The organism is Bradyrhizobium sp. USDA 3256, from assembly GCF_054058275.1.
On the sequence record NZ_JBSSAE010000002.1, the window covers coordinates 4,631,356 to 4,650,953 of the forward strand.

15 protein-coding genes and 1 pseudogene are annotated in these 19,598 nt (G+C 60.3%); 6 read left to right on the forward strand and 10 right to left on the reverse strand.

Translation table 11 applies throughout. The annotated features are described in order from the left end of the window. Positions 1 to 7: 7 nt before the first annotated feature. From ACVWY5_RS23725 to ACVWY5_RS23750, 6 genes and pseudogenes are all read right to left on the reverse strand, one after another. The gene (locus ACVWY5_RS23725) at positions 8 to 1,096 is read right to left on the reverse strand and encodes a glycosyltransferase family protein (RefSeq protein WP_028338364.1); all 1,089 of its coding nucleotides are present in this window, start codon (positions 1,094 to 1,096) and stop codon (positions 8 to 10) included. A gap of 3 nt (positions 1,097 to 1,099) precedes the next feature. Further along, complete coding sequence (gene asnB, locus ACVWY5_RS23730) at positions 1,100 to 2,938, reverse strand: asparagine synthase (glutamine-hydrolyzing) (RefSeq protein WP_028338365.1); 1,839 nt, start codon at positions 2,936 to 2,938, stop codon at positions 1,100 to 1,102. Between the two features lie 2 nt (positions 2,939 to 2,940). Further along, positions 2,941 to 4,494, reverse strand: a complete 1,554-nt coding sequence (locus ACVWY5_RS23735) for a lipopolysaccharide biosynthesis protein (protein ID WP_028338366.1) — start codon at positions 4,492 to 4,494, stop codon at positions 2,941 to 2,943. Positions 4,495 to 5,429: 935 nt separating this feature from the next. Then, the gene (locus tag ACVWY5_RS23740) at positions 5,430 to 6,395 is read right to left on the reverse strand and encodes an IS481 family transposase (protein WP_431014816.1); all 966 of its coding nucleotides are present in this window, start codon (positions 6,393 to 6,395) and stop codon (positions 5,430 to 5,432) included. Between the two features lie 57 nt (positions 6,396 to 6,452). Next, entirely contained in the window at positions 6,453 to 7,166 is a 714-nt protein-coding gene (locus ACVWY5_RS23745; RefSeq protein ID WP_456671777.1) for a hypothetical protein, read from the reverse strand. Beyond that, a pseudogene (locus ACVWY5_RS23750) lies at positions 7,143 to 9,866 on the reverse strand (M10 family metallopeptidase C-terminal domain-containing protein); the annotation flags it as partial. The gene ACVWY5_RS23745 and the pseudogene ACVWY5_RS23750, both read right to left, overlap by 24 nt. A 201-nt stretch (positions 9,867 to 10,067) precedes the next feature. On the opposite strand from ACVWY5_RS23750, the gene ACVWY5_RS23755 reads away from it, so the two are divergent. From ACVWY5_RS23755 to ACVWY5_RS23775, 5 genes are all read left to right on the forward strand, one after another. Further along, the gene (locus tag ACVWY5_RS23755; RefSeq protein ID WP_028337720.1) at positions 10,068 to 10,370 is read left to right on the forward strand and encodes a hypothetical protein; all 303 of its coding nucleotides are present in this window, start codon (positions 10,068 to 10,070) and stop codon (positions 10,368 to 10,370) included. Between the two features lie 131 nt (positions 10,371 to 10,501). Then, a complete protein-coding gene (locus ACVWY5_RS23760) occupies positions 10,502 to 11,695 on the forward strand; it encodes a CaiB/BaiF CoA transferase family protein (protein WP_028337721.1) in 1,194 nt (397 codons plus the stop codon). Positions 11,696 to 12,599: 904 nt separating this feature from the next. Continuing rightward, a complete protein-coding gene (locus ACVWY5_RS23765; RefSeq protein ID WP_028337722.1) occupies positions 12,600 to 13,001 on the forward strand; it encodes a hypothetical protein in 402 nt (133 codons plus the stop codon). Between the two features lie 350 nt (positions 13,002 to 13,351). Next, a complete protein-coding gene (locus ACVWY5_RS23770) occupies positions 13,352 to 13,735 on the forward strand; it encodes a hypothetical protein (protein WP_028337724.1) in 384 nt (127 codons plus the stop codon). Positions 13,736 to 13,852: 117 nt separating this feature from the next. Beyond that, complete coding sequence (locus ACVWY5_RS23775) at positions 13,853 to 14,359, forward strand: hypothetical protein (RefSeq protein ID WP_321177150.1); 507 nt, start codon at positions 13,853 to 13,855, stop codon at positions 14,357 to 14,359. Between the two features lie 106 nt (positions 14,360 to 14,465). Here the strand turns inward: ACVWY5_RS23775 and ACVWY5_RS23780 are convergent, their stop codons facing one another. Genes ACVWY5_RS23780 through ACVWY5_RS23790 form a run of 3 tightly spaced genes read right to left on the reverse strand, consistent with a single transcriptional unit; the run spans position 14,466 to position 15,119 of the window. Continuing rightward, the gene (locus ACVWY5_RS23780; protein WP_028337725.1) at positions 14,466 to 14,678 is read right to left on the reverse strand and encodes a hypothetical protein; all 213 of its coding nucleotides are present in this window, start codon (positions 14,676 to 14,678) and stop codon (positions 14,466 to 14,468) included. Next, the gene (locus ACVWY5_RS23785; RefSeq protein WP_321177151.1) at positions 14,675 to 14,851 is read right to left on the reverse strand and encodes a hypothetical protein; all 177 of its coding nucleotides are present in this window, start codon (positions 14,849 to 14,851) and stop codon (positions 14,675 to 14,677) included. The genes ACVWY5_RS23780 and ACVWY5_RS23785 overlap by 4 nt, the downstream gene beginning before the upstream one ends. A 22-nt stretch (positions 14,852 to 14,873) precedes the next feature. Then, entirely contained in the window at positions 14,874 to 15,119 is a 246-nt protein-coding gene (locus tag ACVWY5_RS23790; RefSeq protein ID WP_028337726.1) for a DUF6471 domain-containing protein, read from the reverse strand. 172 nt (positions 15,120 to 15,291) lie between these two features. Here ACVWY5_RS23790 and ACVWY5_RS23795 point away from each other — a divergent pair, with 172 nt between their 5' ends. Then, positions 15,292 to 17,265, forward strand: a complete 1,974-nt coding sequence (locus ACVWY5_RS23795) for an acyltransferase family protein (RefSeq protein WP_051376378.1) — start codon at positions 15,292 to 15,294, stop codon at positions 17,263 to 17,265. A gap of 796 nt (positions 17,266 to 18,061) precedes the next feature. On the opposite strand, the gene ACVWY5_RS23800 is transcribed toward ACVWY5_RS23795, so the two are convergent. After that, positions 18,062 to 19,579 (reverse strand): tripartite tricarboxylate transporter permease, encoded by a 1,518-nt coding sequence (locus ACVWY5_RS23800; RefSeq protein WP_028337727.1) that lies wholly within the window; start codon positions 19,577 to 19,579, stop codon positions 18,062 to 18,064. Positions 19,580 to 19,598 lie beyond the last annotated feature (19 nt).

Consider the following 19,598-nt stretch of genomic DNA (forward strand, 5'->3'; position numbering starts at 1 on the left):
CCTGCTCCTAGATGCGCTCCAAGAGGTTTTCAAATAGAACCCACTGGCGCTCTTTGCTATACAAATCTCCCACCGCTCGCCGCCCCCGCTCGGCTTTGGCCTTCATGTCATCCCAGTTCCGCAGGCTATTCTCGATCTGGGCGAGGCAGTCATTGCCCGCCTCGTAGGTCACAATCGTCTGCCCTGGATCCATTCCCTCCGGATAGTTGCCCGCATCCGACACGAGCAGCGCCCCGCACCCCATCGCCTCGAAGCAGCGCATATTGCCGCGATCCTTGCCGGCCATGTCGATTGCGCCGTTGAGCACGATCTTCGCTGATCCGAACAGCTCGTAGAGGTCCCGGCCGAACAGCGGCAGCCTTGCGATGCGCGCGATGGCGTCGGGCCGCCGGTGCTTGTGCAACGGCAGCAAGCGGCCGACCGCGCTTTCGGCAAGCCGCGTCAGCCGCGACGCATCGAGGCAGAACACGACGTTGCGGTCACCAGCGAGGGCCGCAACCTGTTCGAGGGTTCTGCCCCGCGCGCTATGATGCCGCGAATATCCACCGACAAACGCCACGTCGATGGGCCGTTCGCCGTGGCCGTACTGCTCCATGACGGGGTCGATCGCGGGAAAGAAAAGCTCCGCCCGGCACCCCTTGCTGCTCCACGCCTCGAGGATCGAGGCGAAGTTTCCAAGCACCGCGCCATAGGCGGTGAGATCAGCATTTCCGGAAGGCGCGGCGCGCCAGCACAGCGTCTTCTTCACGCAGCCGGGAAGCTTGGCGACAAACGCACTCGGATAGCGCACCGGATCGAGATTGTAGAACACCTCGGTTCTATGATGCTCGATCTGCGCGAGCAGAATGGCCTCGAGCGTCGGCGATTCCTTCATGCCCCGTTCACGCGCCCAGTGGCGCTGCAGCACTTCATCGTCGCCATTCGTGAAGAAGGCTTCAGCTGCGCCGTCGAGCACGGGCTTGAGAAAATGCGCGGCGCCAAACCGATCGTGCAGAAACACTTCGCGGCGCGCGTCGAAACTTGACGCCTTTGCCGCGAGCTGGTTCAGCCTCGGCAAATAGGACGGATAGAGACCGCTATTCTGGAACAGACGCATTGGTTACGCGGACCTTGCCAACATCCATTTCATGTTCAGATAAGGCCAGATCCGGCCGACACTCTTCCAATCCCAGCTCTGCGACGCCGTCAAGCGGCCGACCGCCTTTCGAAGGGGCGTTTCGTCGACGAACTCGGCAAATGCCGGAACATTCCGCTCGAGCAGCTCTGCCGTCCAGCCCGCCAATGGCCCGTTCAGCCATTCCGGCATCGGCGAGTTGAAGCCTACCTTGCGGCGCGCGGTGCGGATGCTTTCGGGCATCAGGTTCGCCATCGCCTGCCGCGCCACCACCTTGGTCAGGCCGTCTGCCGACTTGCTCGTTTCCGGCAGCGCCATCGTGTAGGTGACCAGCCGCCAGTCCATGAACGGCATGCGGACCTCGATCCCGTGCGCCATCGAGAGCCGGTCGAAATTGCGCAGGATGGTGGGCAGCGTGGTCGAATGGAACATGCGGTAGAGGCGCCGGTTCAACGCACCCCATGTATCAGGCAATTCGTCATCCTCGGCGACCAGCGGCAGCGGCGCGGGCGCGGCCGTAGCGCCTCCGCGCAGGAAGTAGTGCCCCTCGCGCCTGATCATCTGCGCGCGCAGGAAGTCGATGCCGCGTTGCGCCAGCTGCGATCGTGAGGTGAGCGCGGCTGCTGCGTTCCGGATCCGGAATGCGACCGACTGTCCCTCCTGCAGGTAGGCGCCCATCAATTCGTCCGCGCCGTGGCCGTCGAGTGAAACGGTGACGTTCTGGCGCCGGAGTTCGCGATAGATCAACCACGGCGCGCTCGGCAGCCCGATATAGACGTCGTCATTGTCGTCGAGGATGCGGTCAAGGTCGGTGAGCGCGTCGGAGCGCCCGATCTCGAGGAAGCTCGGTGCCACCTCGGCCCACGCGGCCGCTTCCTCCGCCATCGGCCGCTCGTCATTGCTGGCGCCGGGAAAGGTCGCGACAAAGGCGTGCCGCCAGGAGGTCGAGTCACGCGGCCCCATGCCGGCTTTCTCATGGGTCGCCATGGCGCAGATCACCGCGGACGAATCGAAGCCGCCGGACAGGCAGGTCCCGATCGGAACGTCGCTGCGCATCCGCAGCGCGACGGAATCCTGAAACAGGTCGCGAAAGCGCTCGACGCGCGCGGTCTCGGTGTCCGGGATTGCCGGCAGATGGTCCACGGTTCGCCACCAGCGGCGCACCTGCACACGCCCCTGGCGCAACCACATGCAGTGGCCGCCCTGCAGGCGGCGCAGTTGCGCGAACAGCGTCCGCTCGCTGCCTTCGATCCCGAACGGGTCAAGCAACAGCCGCCGCGCCACGTCGACATCGAGCGACGTCTCAACCAGCCCACTCCGCGCCAGCGCGCGCTGCTCGGACGCGAACACGAACCGCTCGGATGAAAACGCATACAGCATCGGCTTGATGCCGAAGCGATCGCGCGCCAGGAACAAATCATCCGTGGCCGTGTCGTAGATCGCCAGCGCCCACATGCCGTTGAAGCGCAGCAGCATGTCCTCGCCCCACGCCTGCCAGGCGGCGAGGATCACTTCGGTATCGGACCGGCTGCGAAAGGCTGCGCCCTTCGCCTCGAGTTCGCGGCGCAATTCGAGGAAGTTGTAGATCTCGCCATTGTAGACGATCACATGGCGGCCGTCGCCTGATGCCATCGGCTGATAGCCACCCTCGCCTGGATCGATGATGGCGAGCCGGCGATGGCCGAAGGCGACGTTTCGCTTGGCATTGAACCAGGTGCCCTCGCCGAACGGACCGCGATGCGCGATCAAATTGGTGAGCCGCGAGATGTCAGCCGGCTCCACGGGAGCGCCGCGCAGATTGACGATGCCTGCGATACCGCACATGTCTAGACGGCCTTGAGGGGCAAGAAGCGAGTGATGATGACGTGGAGATCGCGCCAGCAGACGGCGCGGTAGGGACCCAGTTGCGACACGGCAACGGCGGCAACAAAGATCGCCGCCGCCGACATACCGTACAGCGACACCACATACCACCATGACGGCGCGTGGTCGAATGACGCGTGGCCGAGCTGCGAACGCAGCGCCAGCGCGATGGCTACTCCCGTGCCGAGCGGCATCAGGACGAAATGCAGCATCCGTGACCACATCCCCGAAAGCCTGAAGGTACGCCGCAACAGCAGCACGGTGATCACCATCTGGGCGACCATCCCGACGCAGGAGCTCCAACCGGCCGCCTGCCAGCCGAAATACGGCAACGCGACGGCGCTGGTCGCCAGCGTGAAGATACCCGTGACGAGCGAGATCAGCGCGTTGGAACTGGAGCGCCCCTGCGACAGCAGATAGAACGCAAACACATTGGCGCTGGACCCCAATATTCCGCTGATCGCAAGCACCACCAGCACCAGCTGAGCCTCGGCGGCGACCTCGGCGCCGGTCCATCGATGCAGCAATGCGCCTGCGACCGGGATCAGGCCGCCCAAAGCGCTCGCCGCAAGCACATTGAGAATCCAGGACGAGCGAAGCAGCAGGTCGACCTTGCGATCGTCATCCTCCTTCTGCAGGGTGCTGAAGAACGGGAACAAGATCTCGCCGATCTTCAGCACACCGATATAGACCGCCTCCTCCAGCCGCTGCGCTACGCTGTAAAAGCCGACGAATTGCGGCTGCAGCAGCGCGCCGAGCAGATAGCGGTCCGCCTGCCCGGCGAACAGCGCGCCGCTTTGCGCCGCGAACTGCCAACCGCCAAGCTTCACCAGTGCACGCAGCGCGCCGCGATCGAGCGCCGGCCGTGCCACCCAGTCACTGATGGCGTGGCGCGACCAGGCAAAGGCCATCAGGAGATTTGTTGCAAAACCCAAGGCCTGGCAGCCGAGGAAGGTCGAGGCCCGCGGCGCGTAGGGGATCAGCAGCAGCATCGACATCGTCGTCACCACCGTGCCCGTGATGCTGATCGACGCGATCCGCCGATAGTCCTGACGCGCCGTGAACAGCGAGAGGAAGACGGCGAACAGGCACTGGAACAGCCAACCGGCGCCGGCCAATGCGAAGGCGAGCCTGAGGTCGTCGGCGGCCGGGCCGCCGAGGTGAAATCCCAGTCGTGCGAGGGGCGCGCCGGCAAAGGCAAGCAACGCCGCGATCACGCCGCCGAGGACGATGGCAAGCGCGAGAGCGGTCGCGAAAAATCGCCGCGCCAGGTCGCGATCGGACGGTTCCAACCTTTGCGCGAGCTCGCGCGCCGTCGAAAGGCCGAGCGCATTGCTGAACATCAGCGCCGGCGCGACACAGGCCGTCACCAGACCCGCAACGCCGAACGCGGCGAGACCGAGCCGGAAAATCACGAACGGCAGGATCGCGAGGTTCAGCAGCACCGCAACCGCGAAGGCGGTCGCGTTCCATGCCGAGTTACCGAGCAGATGGGATGGACCCTTTTTCACCGCCATGCCCGCTTTCGGTCCATCGCTCCGATACGCCTCAAGTGCCTCTTCCGTAAGGGCAAAACCCATTCGGCATGACGACGGGCTAGCAGCCGGCGCGGTGATTGTCGAGGGTTGGCAGACGGCGGGGAGCCGTGAGACCAGGCTAGGGCCGCAGCAAAGGCACGAGCCGATCTCCACGGAACCATCGCTGGTTGCTTGCGGCCTGGCTTGTCGTTCAAGCAACAATTGGAAAGGCCTGTCTAAATTCTAGCAGATGAGCACAGACCCAAAGCCGCCCGTTCAAACAAGAGGTATCTAAATGCCCTTTCCGCCACATCCCGAGCCCTGTCGGGCTTCGGCATGCTCGATCTGACCCAGGCACGTTCCGGGCTCACTGCGCGCGCCAGCTCGAGCACCGTCATCACGCGGCGGGCCTGCGCGCGTGACGAAGGTCTCTCGGCCGCCGCGCAAGGACCGCCGTGAGGCCGTAGAGGCTGCCAGATGATGCAGAGATAGAACGAGAAGTGACCGGGTTCGAGCCCGGTCGCATCCCGGGACGCGCCTGTACGCCAATTGTCGCAGCCGCGCGCTGACGGCGAGCGCGCGCAGCAGAACAGCCATCGACCTAACGGCAGGTCAAGCTGGCGAAGCGCCTCAAGCCCAACCGCTCATCGAGGGGCTCTCAGCCAATGTGCTGACGGCGATGCGACCTACGATTCGGATGCGTTGCGATCCGCCATCGGCGCAAAAGGCACACAAGCCATCTCGCCCCCTCATGGGCAATCAAACATCCGTTCAACAAGCCTCTCCATGCCGAGCGTCACGTGATCGAACGCTGCTTCTCAAAACTGCAGCAGTTCAGGCGCGTCGCAACGCGCTACGAAAAACCGCCCGAAATTACTTCGCCATCTTAACGATCGCTACCGCTCCGCTCTGGCTAAGGCAACTGTCCACACGGCCTAATTGTTTAGTCCCGGCATTTTCTGGAGCGGGTTGAGTTTGAATCGTTCTGGCTGGGAAGTCCAGGATTTGCAGATGTATTCGTAAGGAGTGAGACCCTTCAGGGTCTTGAGCCGCCGAGCGTAGTTGTAGGCGTTGATGAAGTCGGCAAGGTGAGCTTCGAGCTGATCGTGTCGATCGTAGTGATAGCGTTGGACGGTCGCTTCCTTGATCGTGCGGTTCATGCGTTCGACCTGGCCATTGGTCCAGGGATGCTTGATCTTAGTCAGCCGATGTTCGATGCCATTCTCTTGGCAGCGCATATCGAACATATGTGTCACATATCTTGCCGTCGGGCCGTCTGCGTAGCGCGGCGGGAAGGTGAACTGGATCCCATTGTCGGTGAGAACCGTGTGGATCTTGTAGGGGACAGCCGCGATTAGAGCTTTGAGGAAGGCCGCGGCGGAGGTCCTTCCCGTCTTGCTGACCAATTGCACGAAGGCGAACTTACTGGTGCGATCGATCGCGACGTAGAGGTAGAGCTTGCCTTCAGCGGTCTGGAGCTCAGCAATGTCAATGTGGAAATAACCGATCGGGTAAGCCTTGAACTTTTTCTTCGGAGGCTTGCTGCCTTCGACCTCCGGCAATCGGCTGATGCCGTGGCGCTGGAGGCAGCGATGCAGGGATGATCGCGTCAGATGCGGGATGGTCGGCTGCAGCGCATAGAGGCAATCGTCGAGCGGCAATAGCGTATGCCGCCGGAAAGCGACGATGATCGCCTCCTCCTCGATGGAAAGGGTAGTCGACTTGGCTTCCTTTGGGCCAGTCGGAAGATCAGCGACGGTGTCGCGCTGCTTCCACTTCGCGACAGTCTTCTGGTTGATCCCGTAGCGCTTGGCGAGTGTTCTCAGGCTCTCTTGACTATTCTGTATTGCTCGACGGACTGCCTCCGTCGTCCTGGCGCAGCCGTGTAAAACTTGTCCCATAGCGCTTCCTTCGAATCGTGCGATAAGGATGCACCATCAAAGCTCGGGACAAAACACCTAATGGACAATGAAGTAGCCCGTGTTCAGGTCGGCCATACGTACGTTGGTTGTATCCCGCCCCATGACGGCATCATGAAAATCGCTCCCTAACTCAGACATGGCGTGGGATTGATCGCTCGGCGTTTCGTGCAAGAGCTCCATCAGCTGTTTACAGGCAGTAACCAAAGAAAATCCATCAGGTGCGACAATTTCCGCGCTTCCGGCATTCACTACACCGCCCCCATCGATGTCCCGGTGAAATACGAAACTATCATTGCCAGCTGCGATCCAGGCCCCTTGCGATGCAGGACATGGAGTCACCGATGTCTGGCCGGTTACAGCAATCATAAGCGTGGAAATGCCAATCACTCCGTTGCCATCCAAGTGCTGTTGGACACTTGGCTCCAAGTGTTCCAGCGCGGCGCTACTTCCGGACACCACACCAATAGTATCCGAGATGGCGTTGCCGCTGCTGTCCGTGTTCCAAACGGTATGCCGATCGGCGCCCGAAACTTTCCAAGCAATTTCATATCCGTTTGCCGTCTGCTCCGCCCCGGTCGGCGTCCAGGCTCCGACCTGAGTGGATGCAGCAAAAGGCGTCCCGGCATGTTTGACTGATGGGCCCGTACCGCCGCTGACGGCATCGAGAGAATAGTAGCTGCCGATCTGGTCCAGTTTGGTCGAGCCAGCGGCTTCGACCACGGTTACGCTCGCCGCAGGTATGCCGCTCACGCCGTCGGCGTTGAGGTCCTGATGGAAGCTGCTCTCAAATGTTTCAAGGATTGTACTGCTTCCTGAGACAACCGCGGTCGCAGAGGAGACGTAGTTGCCGTTGCTGTCGGCGTTCCAGACCAAGTACTGATCCGAACCGATCACCTTCCACGCAATCTGATATCCGTTTGCCGTCTGCTCCGCCCCGATCGGCGTCCAGGCTCCGACCTGAGTGGATGCATCAAAAGGCGTCCCGGCATATTTGACTGATGGGCCCGTACCGCCGCTGACCGCATCGAGAAAATAGTAGCTGCCGATCTGGTCCAGTTTGGTCGAGCCAGCGGCTTCGACCACGGTTACGCTCGCCGCAGGTATGCCGCTCACGCCGTCGGCGTTGAGGTCCTGATGGAAGCTGCTCTCAAATGCTTCAAGGATTGTACTGCTTCCTGAGACAACCGCGGTCGCAGAGGAGACGTAGTTGCCGTTGCTGTCGGCGTTCCAGACCAAGTACTGATCCGAACCGATCACCTTCCACGCAATCTGATATCCGTTTGCCGTCTGCTCCGCCCCGATCGGCGTCCAGGCTCCGACCTGAGTGGATGCATCAAAAGGCGTCCCGGCATATTTGACTGATGGGCCCGTATCGCCGCTGACCGCATCGAGAAAATAGTAGCTGCCGATCTGGTCCAGTTTGGTCGAGCCGGCGGCTTCGACCACGGTTACGCTCGCCGCAGGTATGCCGCTCACGCCGTCGGCGTTGAGGTCCTGATGGAAGCTGCTCTCAAATGCTTCAAGGATTGTACTGCTTCCTGAGACAACCGCGGTCGCAGAGGAGACGTAGTTGCCGTTGCTGTCGGCGTTCCAGACCAAGTACTGATCCGAACCGATCACCTTCCACGCAATCTGATATCCGTTTGCCGTCTGCTCCGCCCCGATCGGCGTCCAGGCTCCGACCTGAGTGGATGCATCAAAAGGCGTCCCGGCATATTTGACTGATGGGCCCGTACCGCCGCTGACCGCATCGAGAAAATAGTAGCTGCCGATCTGGTCCAGTTTGGTCGAGCCAGCGGCTTCGACCACGGTTACGCTCGCCGCAGGTATGCCGCTCACGCCGTCGGCGTTGAGGTCCTGATGGAAGCTGCTCTCAAATGCTTCAAGGATTGTACTGCTTCCTGAGACAACCGCGGTCGCAGAGGAGACATAGTTGCCGTTGCTGTCGGCGTTCCAGACCAAGTACTGATCCGAACCGATCACCTTCCACGCAATCTGATATCCGTTTGCCGTCTGCTCCGCCCCGATCGGCGTCCAGGCTCCAACCTGAGTGGATGCATCAAAAGGCGTCCCGGCATATTTGACTGATGGGCCTGTACCGCCGCTGACCGGATCGAGAAAATAGTTGTTGCCGATCTGGTCCAATTTGGTCGAGCCGGCGGCTTCGATGACGATCGGCGGGATCACCGAGGAGCCCGCGATCGTGCGATCGGCAAACTGGAAATACTCAACGCCAGTGACGTTATCAATGCCCTCCGGTGAACCGGCGCGCTGGTCGCTTATCGTGAAGGTCTGCGAACTTGCGTTGTAGCTAACTGTGTAGTTCGCCCTGTTGCCCAAATACACAGCGGTGTCGGTGCCGGAGCCGCCGAAGATGGTGTCGTTGCCGCCGCCGCCGGTGATCGTATCGTTGCCCGAGCCGCCGTTCAGGACGTTGCCAATTGCGTTGCCCAAGATCGTGTCGTTGCCGGACCCGCCGTTGGCATTGTCGATGTAGGAACGCGCGTCGCCGTTATAGAGATAGGCGTTGTAGACGTTGCCCGATGCGTAATGGCCATCGCCAAGATAGGCCAGTTGAACGGAGGAGAATACCGACGACGCACCGGGGTTGAGGTTGATGCTCAGGTTCGTCGTGTAGTTCGACAGATCGTAGGTGTCGACGCCGCCGCCGTCCCACACAGTCTCGTAGATCCGGTCGGCCGAGCCGCCGACGCCCCCGCCGGGCGCGAGCTGCCCGACACCGTTGATGAACTCCTGCCCCGTGGTCGGATTCCAGGTGTAGACAGTGTTGCTGCTCTGGGTCGTGAAGTTCGCGCCGTACATCGTCTGGAGCGCGAGGATATCGTTGGCCATAAAGGTCTGCGGATATCCATAGGCCTCATTGGTGTAGCCGCTCGTCGCGGACGCCCCGACATAGCTGCGATAGCTCATGACGGTGTATTCGCTGTCGTCATGTGCGCTCGGCACGGCCACGTTGGCAACTCCGCCGGTCTCCTGGCTGTGCTTGAGACCAACGGCGTGGCCGAGTTCGTGGAGCGCGGTCGTGAAATAGTAGTTGCCAAGCTTGGCGAGCGAGTAATTGTATTGGGTCCCGAACCAGATGTCGCCGCCGGACGCATAATTGCCGGGGTAGTAGGCGTAGGAAGTCGGGTTAGCCGACGGCGATTGCGCGATCATGATGTCGGCGCCGTTCGTGCCCGCGTATTGGATGTTGGCGTTGGCGTAGCCGTTGATCAATCCAATGGCGTAGTTGATCGCAGCCTGCATTTGGGTCGGCGCCGAGGCAAAGCCCGACGTGGTCGGCTCGCTGCTGCCGCCAGCGTACGGATTGGCGTAGTCGCTGGGCGAATCCGGGAAACTATAGGTTATCGGGCCCGACCATTTGTAGCCCGACAGCAGGCCGTCTATGTCGGCGTCGTTGGTCTTGGTGACCGTGACAGCGGTAGCCAAAGGGAAACTCCGAAGCAGCAAGCCCATCCGATGCGAGGCGCTAACAGATGATTCTAGCTAGAGAGTTGAACGTTTGGTTTAAATGCGGCGAGAGCGCCCGGACCTCTGCCATAATTGCGCTGTTAGCTATCAAACCCCGTACTCATACGAGGCGCAAGCAAGAACCTCGGTTCCCGCGGCGTCGGTAATTTCAAGAGTTTCATGAAACGATCTTCACTCGCGGCCGGCCTGTTTGGCGCCCTTGCGGCGCTCGCCGGATTCAATCACGCGCAGTTCGGAGGACAGCCCGTCATGGTGGAGAAGGCCAATGCGGATGACAGCGGCAAGCCGGGACGCTCGCCCATCATGCCAATGGCCCGCGATCCTGCTGCCGCGGTGGCCGAGGAATACGAAGCCGCCCGCCGGAAAGGAACGCGGGAGGCCTTTGAGCTTTTCATCGCGCGCCACGGCGATGACCCGCTGGCCGAGAGGGTGCGTGCGGAACTGAAGCGCCTGTCGCGCTGATCCCTTCACGCACCGCAGCAAACCGCGCCAGCCATTGCATTTCGACAGGCGGCATCCGCGCTGGCCCCGGCTTGCCGCGGGGTCTTTCGGCGCTATGGTAGGCTCGCAATCTGTCCCGGAGCCCTTTCACGATGCCCTTTCCGCATGCCTCGGTAGCCCTGTCACGCTTCACCGTGCTCGATCTGACCCGGGTCCGCTCCGGGCCGACCTGCGTGCGGCAGCTCGCGGATTGGGGCGCCAATGTCATCAAGATCGACGCGCTGACCGAGGATGCCGGTGGCGAGCAGCCGGGCGGCCCCCGGCGGGGTTCCGACTTTCAGAATCTGCACCGCAACAAGCGGGCCATGACGCTGAACCTGAAAGACGATCGCGGGCTCGCCGTTTTCAAGCGCCTCGCCGCCAAGGCCGACGTCGTGGTCGAGAATTTCCGCCCCGACGTGAAGAGGAAGCTCGGCATCGACTATGAGAGCCTCGCCGCGATCAACCCGCGCATCGTCTATGGCAGTATCTCCGGCTTCGGCCAGGACGGCCCCTATCACAAGCGGCCGGGCTTCGATCAGATCGCGCAGGGCATAGGCGGGCTGATGTCGATCACCGGCGCGCCGGGCGGAGGACCGATGCGAGTTGGCATTCCCGTCGCCGACCTCACGGCGGGCCTGTTCTGCGCCATGGGCATTCTCACCGCGCTCCTCGAGCGCGAGGTCTCCGGCAAGGGCCAGTGGGTGCAGACCTCGCTGCTCCAGGCACAGATCTTCATGCTCGACTTCCAGGCCGCGCGCTGGCTGATGGAGAGAGAGGTGGCCAAGCAGGCCGGCAACAACCACCCGACCTCGATCCCGACCGGCGTGTTCAAGACCTCGGACGGCTACATCAACATCGCCACCACGGGCGGGCGGATCTGGGAGCGTTGCGCGCAGGCGATCGGTGCGCCGGAGCTCTTTGGCCATCCCGACTACGCGACGGCCTCTGCCCGTTCAAAAAACCGCGACGCGCTCAACGCCGAGATCGAGAGGTGCACCGTGACGAAGTCGACCGAGACCTGGGTCCGCGAGCTCAACGAGGCCGGCGTGCCCTGCGGGCCGATCTATGCCATCGACCAGATGTTCGAGGACGCGCAGGTCAAGCATCTCGGCATCGCGCAAGACGTGCCGAACGATGAGGACCGCCACATCCGCCTGGTCGGCCAGCCCGTGACGCTGTCGCGCACGCCGAGCAAGATGGTGGTGCGGCCGCCGGAATTCGGCGAACAGACCGACGAGGTGCTGAAAGAGTTCGGCTTCGGCTCCGACGAGATTGCAAAGCTCAGGGACGCCAAGGTGGTGTGAGCCAGGTCAGAAACAACAATGCCCGGCAAGATTGTCGGACATCGAAGGGAGTTCGCGCTGCGCAGGTCAGTATTTGCAACGACCGGTGTTGGAGTGAACGCATAGTTGAAGCCGACACACAGAATATGATTGTGGAAAGCTGACGTCCGCCTGGTTAGCGGTTCCGACGAAGTAAGTCTTACTTCCGAAATGCGTATTCGAGCTTCGCCGACCAATTCCGGGTGAACTTACGCTCGACGCCCGATCGAACCGACTCGGGTATCGGTGCTACTCACCGCCGCACCGATTGAAAAGCTGAACGCGCCGAACGGAGTCGTGCCGCCGAGATCCGACCCGAAGACTTGGATCCCAAGGTTGACCGCGGACGAATACTTGAGCTCCCCAACAGCGAGACCACCGGTCGCATACCAGCGGGTCTGCGGACTAGATAGAAATCACCATTTGAAAAAGATAAGAAGTCCCACAAGAATCCAGAGGGGAGAGAAACTGAACAACAACGATGCCCAATAATAGAACTCTTTTCGAGTAGTCGCACGCCCACTCATACGCTTACTCCCGCTCACCGATTCACCGTAAAAATACGGTAGTGACCGCCTCCGCCAAGGGATAGGAGTCCTTATATTCAAAAAACTCTTTCACCGCTATTATGTTCGAGCTGCCGTCGACGTTGGTCGACGCCTTACCATTGGCTGGCCTGCATGATGACTTGGCTCATTCTCGCGGCAATTTCGATTTTGATCCTCGCACTGTGCGTCCGGGCGACATATCGATTTGCCTTTCGCGAGGGCCGCGAGCAGGGTTTGTCGGAGTCGTTTCAACTCTACGGAGGTACCCGGCGGGCACTCGATAAGGCTCCCCCACAGCGAGATCCTGATTGAGGTGTCATTCTCTAAAATTACACGGTATGTCATACAGCGCTGGTGGCGACCGGCTCACACCGTTCGCTTTTGCTGCTGTGGTCTATCTGATCGCCTTGCTGCCTTCGATTGCCGTCATTGCGCATCTTCTGCCTCGGGCAAGGAAACTGTTCATGACAATTTCTACGCGAGCTATCGTTACTGCTGCCGTCGTTATTAATATCATCTCGATTGGCTTGTCTGAGGTGCAGCGAAGGCAATTGGGCTCGACAGCGATAGATGCCACACTCGAGTTGCGTCGAATTGAGCAACAGCGGCTAGCCCAGCAGAGCATTGAGTTGGACCGAACCTACAAACTGATTGCAGAGGTCAACAATCGCATTAGCATGATCCAAGCTCAATTGCTCGGCCTTCAGGCGAGGGCGCAAGCCGTAAATGATGCCAAATAGCTATCAAGTGAGTGCCCTGCTTTTTGATTGGGAGAAGATGGTTCCGGCTCTCATGATCGCCGCGGGCCTCGCGCTGGTGCTGATAGGGTCTATTGCCGCGGCCCGGCACAAGCGATCGGAGAAGACTTGGGAAGACGGGGAAGCTGCAGCGCCGCGCCCCCGGATGGCGCCGCTGCCGCGCCTGCTATCCACTCAACGGGACCGGGGCGAGTAAATTGCCATTTTTTCCCGTTCTCGTAATTTCGCGGAGATGCTTCTCTAAGTTGCATCGTGTTACGAGCAATCCGGGCCGGATACGGGACCACCGGCGCAGGTGTTGATAGACCAAAGTTATTGTTGGGTGGAAAACAATGCCTTCATTCAAGCTGCTCGCGCCATTTTTCCTTATCTACGCGCTGGGCATACTGGCCACGGCGGGGCACTTCTACCGCAAGCACGAAGGACGCTTAGGTGCACGCCAGACCTTGTGCGTACTCTTTTGGCCGGCTTGGTGGTTCCTGGAGCATAGCGTCCGAGAGACTATTGACGTCATTTCAGACGCGACCATAGGAACGGACGAGCGAGCGACACTTTCCTTCGGAGTTGGATTATTTGCGGCAGGACAATTTATATTTTCTAATTGGGAAATGTGCAGTGGGGTAACATGCACCGGCGTTCTATTGAAAAGCTCTGCCATGCTCTTCCCGCCGGTCGGCGCAATGTATCTGACTTGGCTCATCGCGCAGCTTGCATAGCACTCAGATGACGACACGGATCATGAACACGCCTGAAGAACTTCGGGGCAGACCATTTTCAGGGCACTTGATCCGACGCTTCAAAGCCTTTCGTCTACGGACCACCCTGGAAATCCCGTGGCCCCCCCTCTTCAGGACGTGACGACGCGGATACTGAAAATCAACAAATGGCACGCGCTCGCCGCGGTGCTGGTCATATACATCCCGATCGGGCTCTATCTAGACACTCTACCGCCCACCGATCCAACAATCATGTACGGGCCGTTCGAGTACTATGGCGGCTACGCTTGGCGCTACCAGCCATCCGTTTCGCGAGCAATAGCCGATACCGCTGAAGCACCCCATCAATCGCGACTTGAACTGACCGAGGATGGCCATCCCCTCGGGCCGGCCCACTGCGCGGACATCGAAATTGGAGACATAGGACACGGTCGGTTTTCCTACCGGAAGGATGATTGGGTTTTTCTCTATTTCTCGACAAGCGACAACAGTAATCCAAACACAAATGGTCGCATATATCGCGCCGTAGAACCGGCAGCTGTTGACCCGTTCCAGTCGATTAGAATACCTCCGCGTAGGCCCTGGATCTTCTGGCTGCTAGAAAAGATCCATTTTCATTCTTGAAGATCAATATCGAAGCGAAGCACTAACGGCACCGCTAGAAGCGCGGTATTATGGCGCAAACGCCACAAGCCAAAAGAAGCGTGTCACCCCGGCGGGAGCACTTGGCCTAGTTCAAATTTGAAGTCGGCTTGTTTTGAGAAGAGCGATTTGACCGGATCAACAACACTATTGGCAGAGCAACCATCAGAGCCAGTACCGGCAGACCAATCGTCAGCACGGCGAAAACCGCCGGGTTGACAGTACCGAACAGCCACATAGCGCCTATTACAAACTCAACCGCGGCTAAGCCGATCAAACGGCCCTTGATTGCTGTGCTCATTTTGCTCCCCAAGGGCCCCCACTGAGGCGGGCAATGGCAAATAACAACAACAAGCCGACAATCTCGCCGATGGCGGCATATAATCCCTCGGCCAAAATCGCGACGAGAAAGATCAATACCCCGACAATGGCGATAGAGACGTATCCAGCGATTTCCATCCAGCGCGGGTACATGTCCGCAACTCTAGGACCCCGCCTAGATTTCTTCCAGCGTCACCTGTTCAAGTTCTAGTGCTGCAACGCAAGCAAGGAAGAAGATCGCCGAAAACGATGCACGTTTCACCTTCATAGTGATCCCGGCTTCGGTCTCATCCTTGAGGCCGTGCTTCTTCAGCCGCTTGACCAACTCGGCGTAGGTCACGTCGGCTTTCTTCATCTCGGCTTTCAGGAAGGCGCTCGCGCGCTCCCGGTAAAGTTCCGGGTCAGCTTGGCTTTGGCCCAGCGAGCCTCATTCGCCACCTTCAAGCTGCGAGGTCGGTCATTGAGGCACCTTTCAAAGAAAAAGCCGCCCGAAAGGCGGCTTGGTGTGTCTTAGTGGTCACGCTCAGCGCTTGCTCGGGCGGGTTGTGCCGAGTAAGTTGCCGCACCCAGTTAAGAACGGGCGGGCACTAATCTTGAAATACCGCGCTGACATCGATGGCTTGCGGGCCATCGCCGTACTGTCTGTGTTGGCCTTCCATTACAATGCAGCTCTGCCGGGCGGCTTTACCGGCGTCGATGTTTTCTTCGTAATCAGCGGGTTCCTGATAACGCAGCAACTCGCTGGCGAGATCGCAAGCGGCACCTTCTCTATCCTCAACTTCTACGACCGTCGCATTCGACGCATTGTGCCCGCGTTGGCTGTAGTTTTGTTGACCGTCTTATTGCTCGGCAAGTTCCTCTTGCTGCCCGGCGACTACAAGGCGATGGCCGCCAGCGCCGCCTACGCGGCATTCGGCGCTTCGAACTTCTTCTTCCTGTCGAACACCGGCTATTTCGACCAAAGTTCCGATTTAATGCCGCTCCTTCACACCTGGTCGCTTGGTGTCGAGGAGCAATTCTATCTGGCGTGGCCGCTGCTCTTGGCCCTCGTCGCTACCGGTCGAAAGCGGATCGACCTCGCCGCCATCATCGGCACCGCAGTTGTGATCGGTTTCGGCGCGAGCCTGCTCTGGCTCGACGCGGATCCCAAGGGCGCATTCTATCTGGTGCTGCCGCGCGCGTGGGAGCTCGCACTCGGCGCGTTGCTCGTGTTCCTGCCCCCTCTTTCGCAACGCCTCGGCGCCGTGGCAATCGCGACCGGTCTCGCGTTGATTGGCGCCGGCTTCATCTTTGTCAGCGCCAGTGCTTTCCCAGGCGCGGCCGCGGTCTACCCATGCGTCGGCGCTGCGCTCGTAATCTGGCCGCGTCGGGACGAACCAAGGTTCAGCTATTGGCTCGGCAAGTTGCGTCCGATCGGGCTGATTTCCTACAGCCTGTATCTCTGGCATTGGCCCGTGTGGGTGCTGTTCCGCCATTACATCAATAACGCCGAGCCAAGCCGCCTAGAGGCAGTCGTGCTCGCAGCCGTCTCGATCGGCTTAGCAGTGGTGTCGTTTCGCTTCGTCGAGAAACCTTTCCGGCAACGCCGCTGGTTGCCGACGCGGACAGTACAGACAGGACTCGCGACGGGAATGGCCGTCTTTTGCCTCGGGATGTATGTAAACAGCGCCGACGGACTTCCGGAACGCATCGCACCTGCCGTCTATTCGATGCGCAGCCTTGATGCGATGTGGGAATGGCCATGCAAGTACGAACCAGAGAAGACCTTAGGCGCTTCGTTCTGCACCTTCGGCCAGTCATGGAAGAAGGCTGGCTCGAAAGCATTCTTGTGGGGCGATAGCCACGCTGGGCACTTCGCCCCGATCATGGAAGCCGCGCAGCCAGATATGGGGTGGCTCCTTTACGAGACATGCCCGGCGTTCTTCAACGAGCATATTTACCGAACGTATACCGGTATTCCGAACTACCGGACGCAGTGCGCTGAACAACGCCGCAAAGCGATTGAGCTCATCAACAGCGATCCTTCAATTGACCTCATAGTTCTCGCTTCTGCGTGGGCTTACTATCCAGCGATTGCGCTCCAAGACGGGACGCTTGGAGAATTGAGCGGATCTGGCCTGATAGAGGCCGGAATAGAGGACCTCATGGCGAAGACGGCGAGACGCGGCCGTCGATTCGTCTTGGTAGGAACGGTTCCGCAACACTTAGTTGATCCTATTCCGTGCGCGATGGCGCACCTTAACGGCTTGTGGCGCCGCGAGTGCACGCCCGATCCAAAAGAAATCCAGCAAATGAAGACCCACACAGTGACTTCGGACACGCTGCTCAAGAAGATCGCCGCGTCTCGATCTGACGTGGCCGCTGTCATACCGCGCGACGCGCTTTGCGATAAGGCCGGCTGTAAGGGCTATCTGAATGGCGAATTTCTGTACCGCGATGGTGGCCACATTCGCCGAAACCTATCGATGGAGACGAGACACCAGTTTGCAGACCTGATCGGCCTGACGAACGCACTGATGGAGAAGCCTGCTCGCGCTGAAGCTTCGGCCGCTCCTTCAAGTAACTAAATGTGGCCCGTTGCGGACCAGGCAACAACGACCGTCGTTCCCGTGTTATTAATCGAGAAGCCTGAAGTGGCAGCGGAAACTGCGTTCACGGGACTCGTTGTACCGCCAGCGGTGCTGCTGCATACGATAGTCGGAACTGCCGTGAAGGCGGCCGGAGAGGTTACCGCTGTATTGGTGGCGCCCGCGGCTGTGGTTAGTCCCCAAATATGCAAACCGCCGTTGGGTAAGCGCCGATAGGCGGCGTAGCCTGACGCGCCTGGCGTTCCGACTTCATTGAATGATTTGATCGAGCCTAGCGTCACGTTGTCGGACACGTCGAGCAACTTCTGTGGAAGCGTACCGAGCCCCGGGGGACCTTCCGCGTACACATTTTCGAATTTGAAATTGCGGTCAATACAGGCGCTGTTGACGTTAAACGGAGCTGTCCGAGATTTTCATCGCGTTCGGTCCGGCTTTGCAGTGACGTTCGCCGCGCTGGTTTCGGTTTACGGCGTGATTGAGTTCGTCGTTTGGCTCGTGATGCGCCGACGCTCTCGCATCCGCACACGTGGGGTAACGCACGCCAGCTTGGCCAATAATTCATACAGGAGATGAACTATGTTTCGTAAGGGGCAGAAGGTGGTTCGGTTTAGTGGTGGCCCAGCGTCATCACCAACCATCTGAGCAGGAAGGACTACACGCATCCAGAGCTTGTCTGGCCGGCATCGCGCAGCGGCAACATTTGGAACCAATGACGACGCGCCTGGATAAGACCATCGCGACATAAGAGAACTGGGACACTGATCTAATTCAGTTCTCATGGTGTCTCCGTTTTGCTCCGCTGCCTCCAACTGACACGGCCGACCAAACCATCGATCAAGGGCCAAAACAGCAGCACGATTGCCAACGTCGTGATCGAGCCGACCAGTCCGTTCGACCAGAACACCTTCATGTCGCCGCCGGAGCCGATCATCGAGAGGCGGAACGCATCCTCGGCGCGGTTGCCGAGCACCAATGCGAGGGTGAACGGCGCGAGCGGGATCCCGATCTTCTTGAAGACATAGCCGACGACGCCGAAGCCCAGCATCAGCCAGATATCGAACATCGCGTTCTGGATCGCATAGGCGCCGATCGCGCAGGACACCGCGATCATCGGGGCTACGGCCGCGAACGGCACGCGCAGGATCGAGGCGAAGATCGGCACCGTGGTCAGCACCAGCACCAGGCCGACGACATTGCCGAGATACATCGAGGCGATCAGGCCCCAGACGAAATCCTTGTGCTCGACGAACAGCAGCGGCCCCGGGTTGAGGCCCCACACCATCAAGCCGCCGAGCAGGATCGCAGCGGTCCCCGAGCCGGGAATGCCGAGCGCCAGCATCGGCAACAGCGCCGAGGTGCCCGAGGCATGAGCGGCGGTCTCGGGCGCGAACACGCCCTCGATACGGCCCTTGCCAAAGCTCTCCTGATCCTTGGCGAAGCGCTTGGCGAGGTTATAGCCCATGAAGGAGGCCGCGATCGCGCCGCCCGGCGTGATGCCGAGCCAGCAGCCGATCACCGACGAGCGCAGCAGCGTCACCCAGTATTTCGGCAGGTCCTTCCACACCGAGAGCACAACGCGCGGGCTGATGCTGGCGGCGTGTCCGCGCAGCGCGAGGCGTTCCTCCATTGTGAGCAGGATCTCGCTGATGCCGAACAGGCCGATGACCGCGACAAGGAAGTTGATGCCGCGCAAGAGTTCCGCGGAGCCAAACGTCATGCGCAGCTGCCCGGACACCGTATCCATGCCGACGCCGGCGAGCAGCAGCCCGAGCGACATCGAGATGACAGTCTTGTGCTTGGCCTCGCGGCCGAGGCCGACGAAGGAACAGAAGGTCAGGAGATAGACGGCGAAGAATTCCGGTGGGCCGAACCTCAGCGCAAACGACGAGATCATCGGCGCCAGGAAGGTGATCAGCAGCACCGCGACCAGCGAACCGACGAAGGAGGAGGTGAACGCCGCGGTGAGCGCTTCGGCCGCCCTGCCCTGCTGCGCCATCGGATAGCCGTCGAACGTGGTCGCGACCGACCAGGCTTCGCCCGGAATATTGAACAGGATCGAGGTGATGGCGCCGCCGAACAACGCGCCCCAGTAGATGCACGACAGCATCACGATGGCGGAGGTCGGATCCATCGTGAAGGTCAGCGGCAGCAGGATCGCCACCCCGTTGGGGCCGCCAAGCCCGGGCAGCACGCCGACAAAGATGCCGAGCACCAGCCCGACCATCATCAAGAGCAGCGTCTTCCACGTTAGAAGGACGACAAAGCCGTGCAGCAGGAGACCGAAAGCTTCCATGTTTCGAAATCCTGTCGGT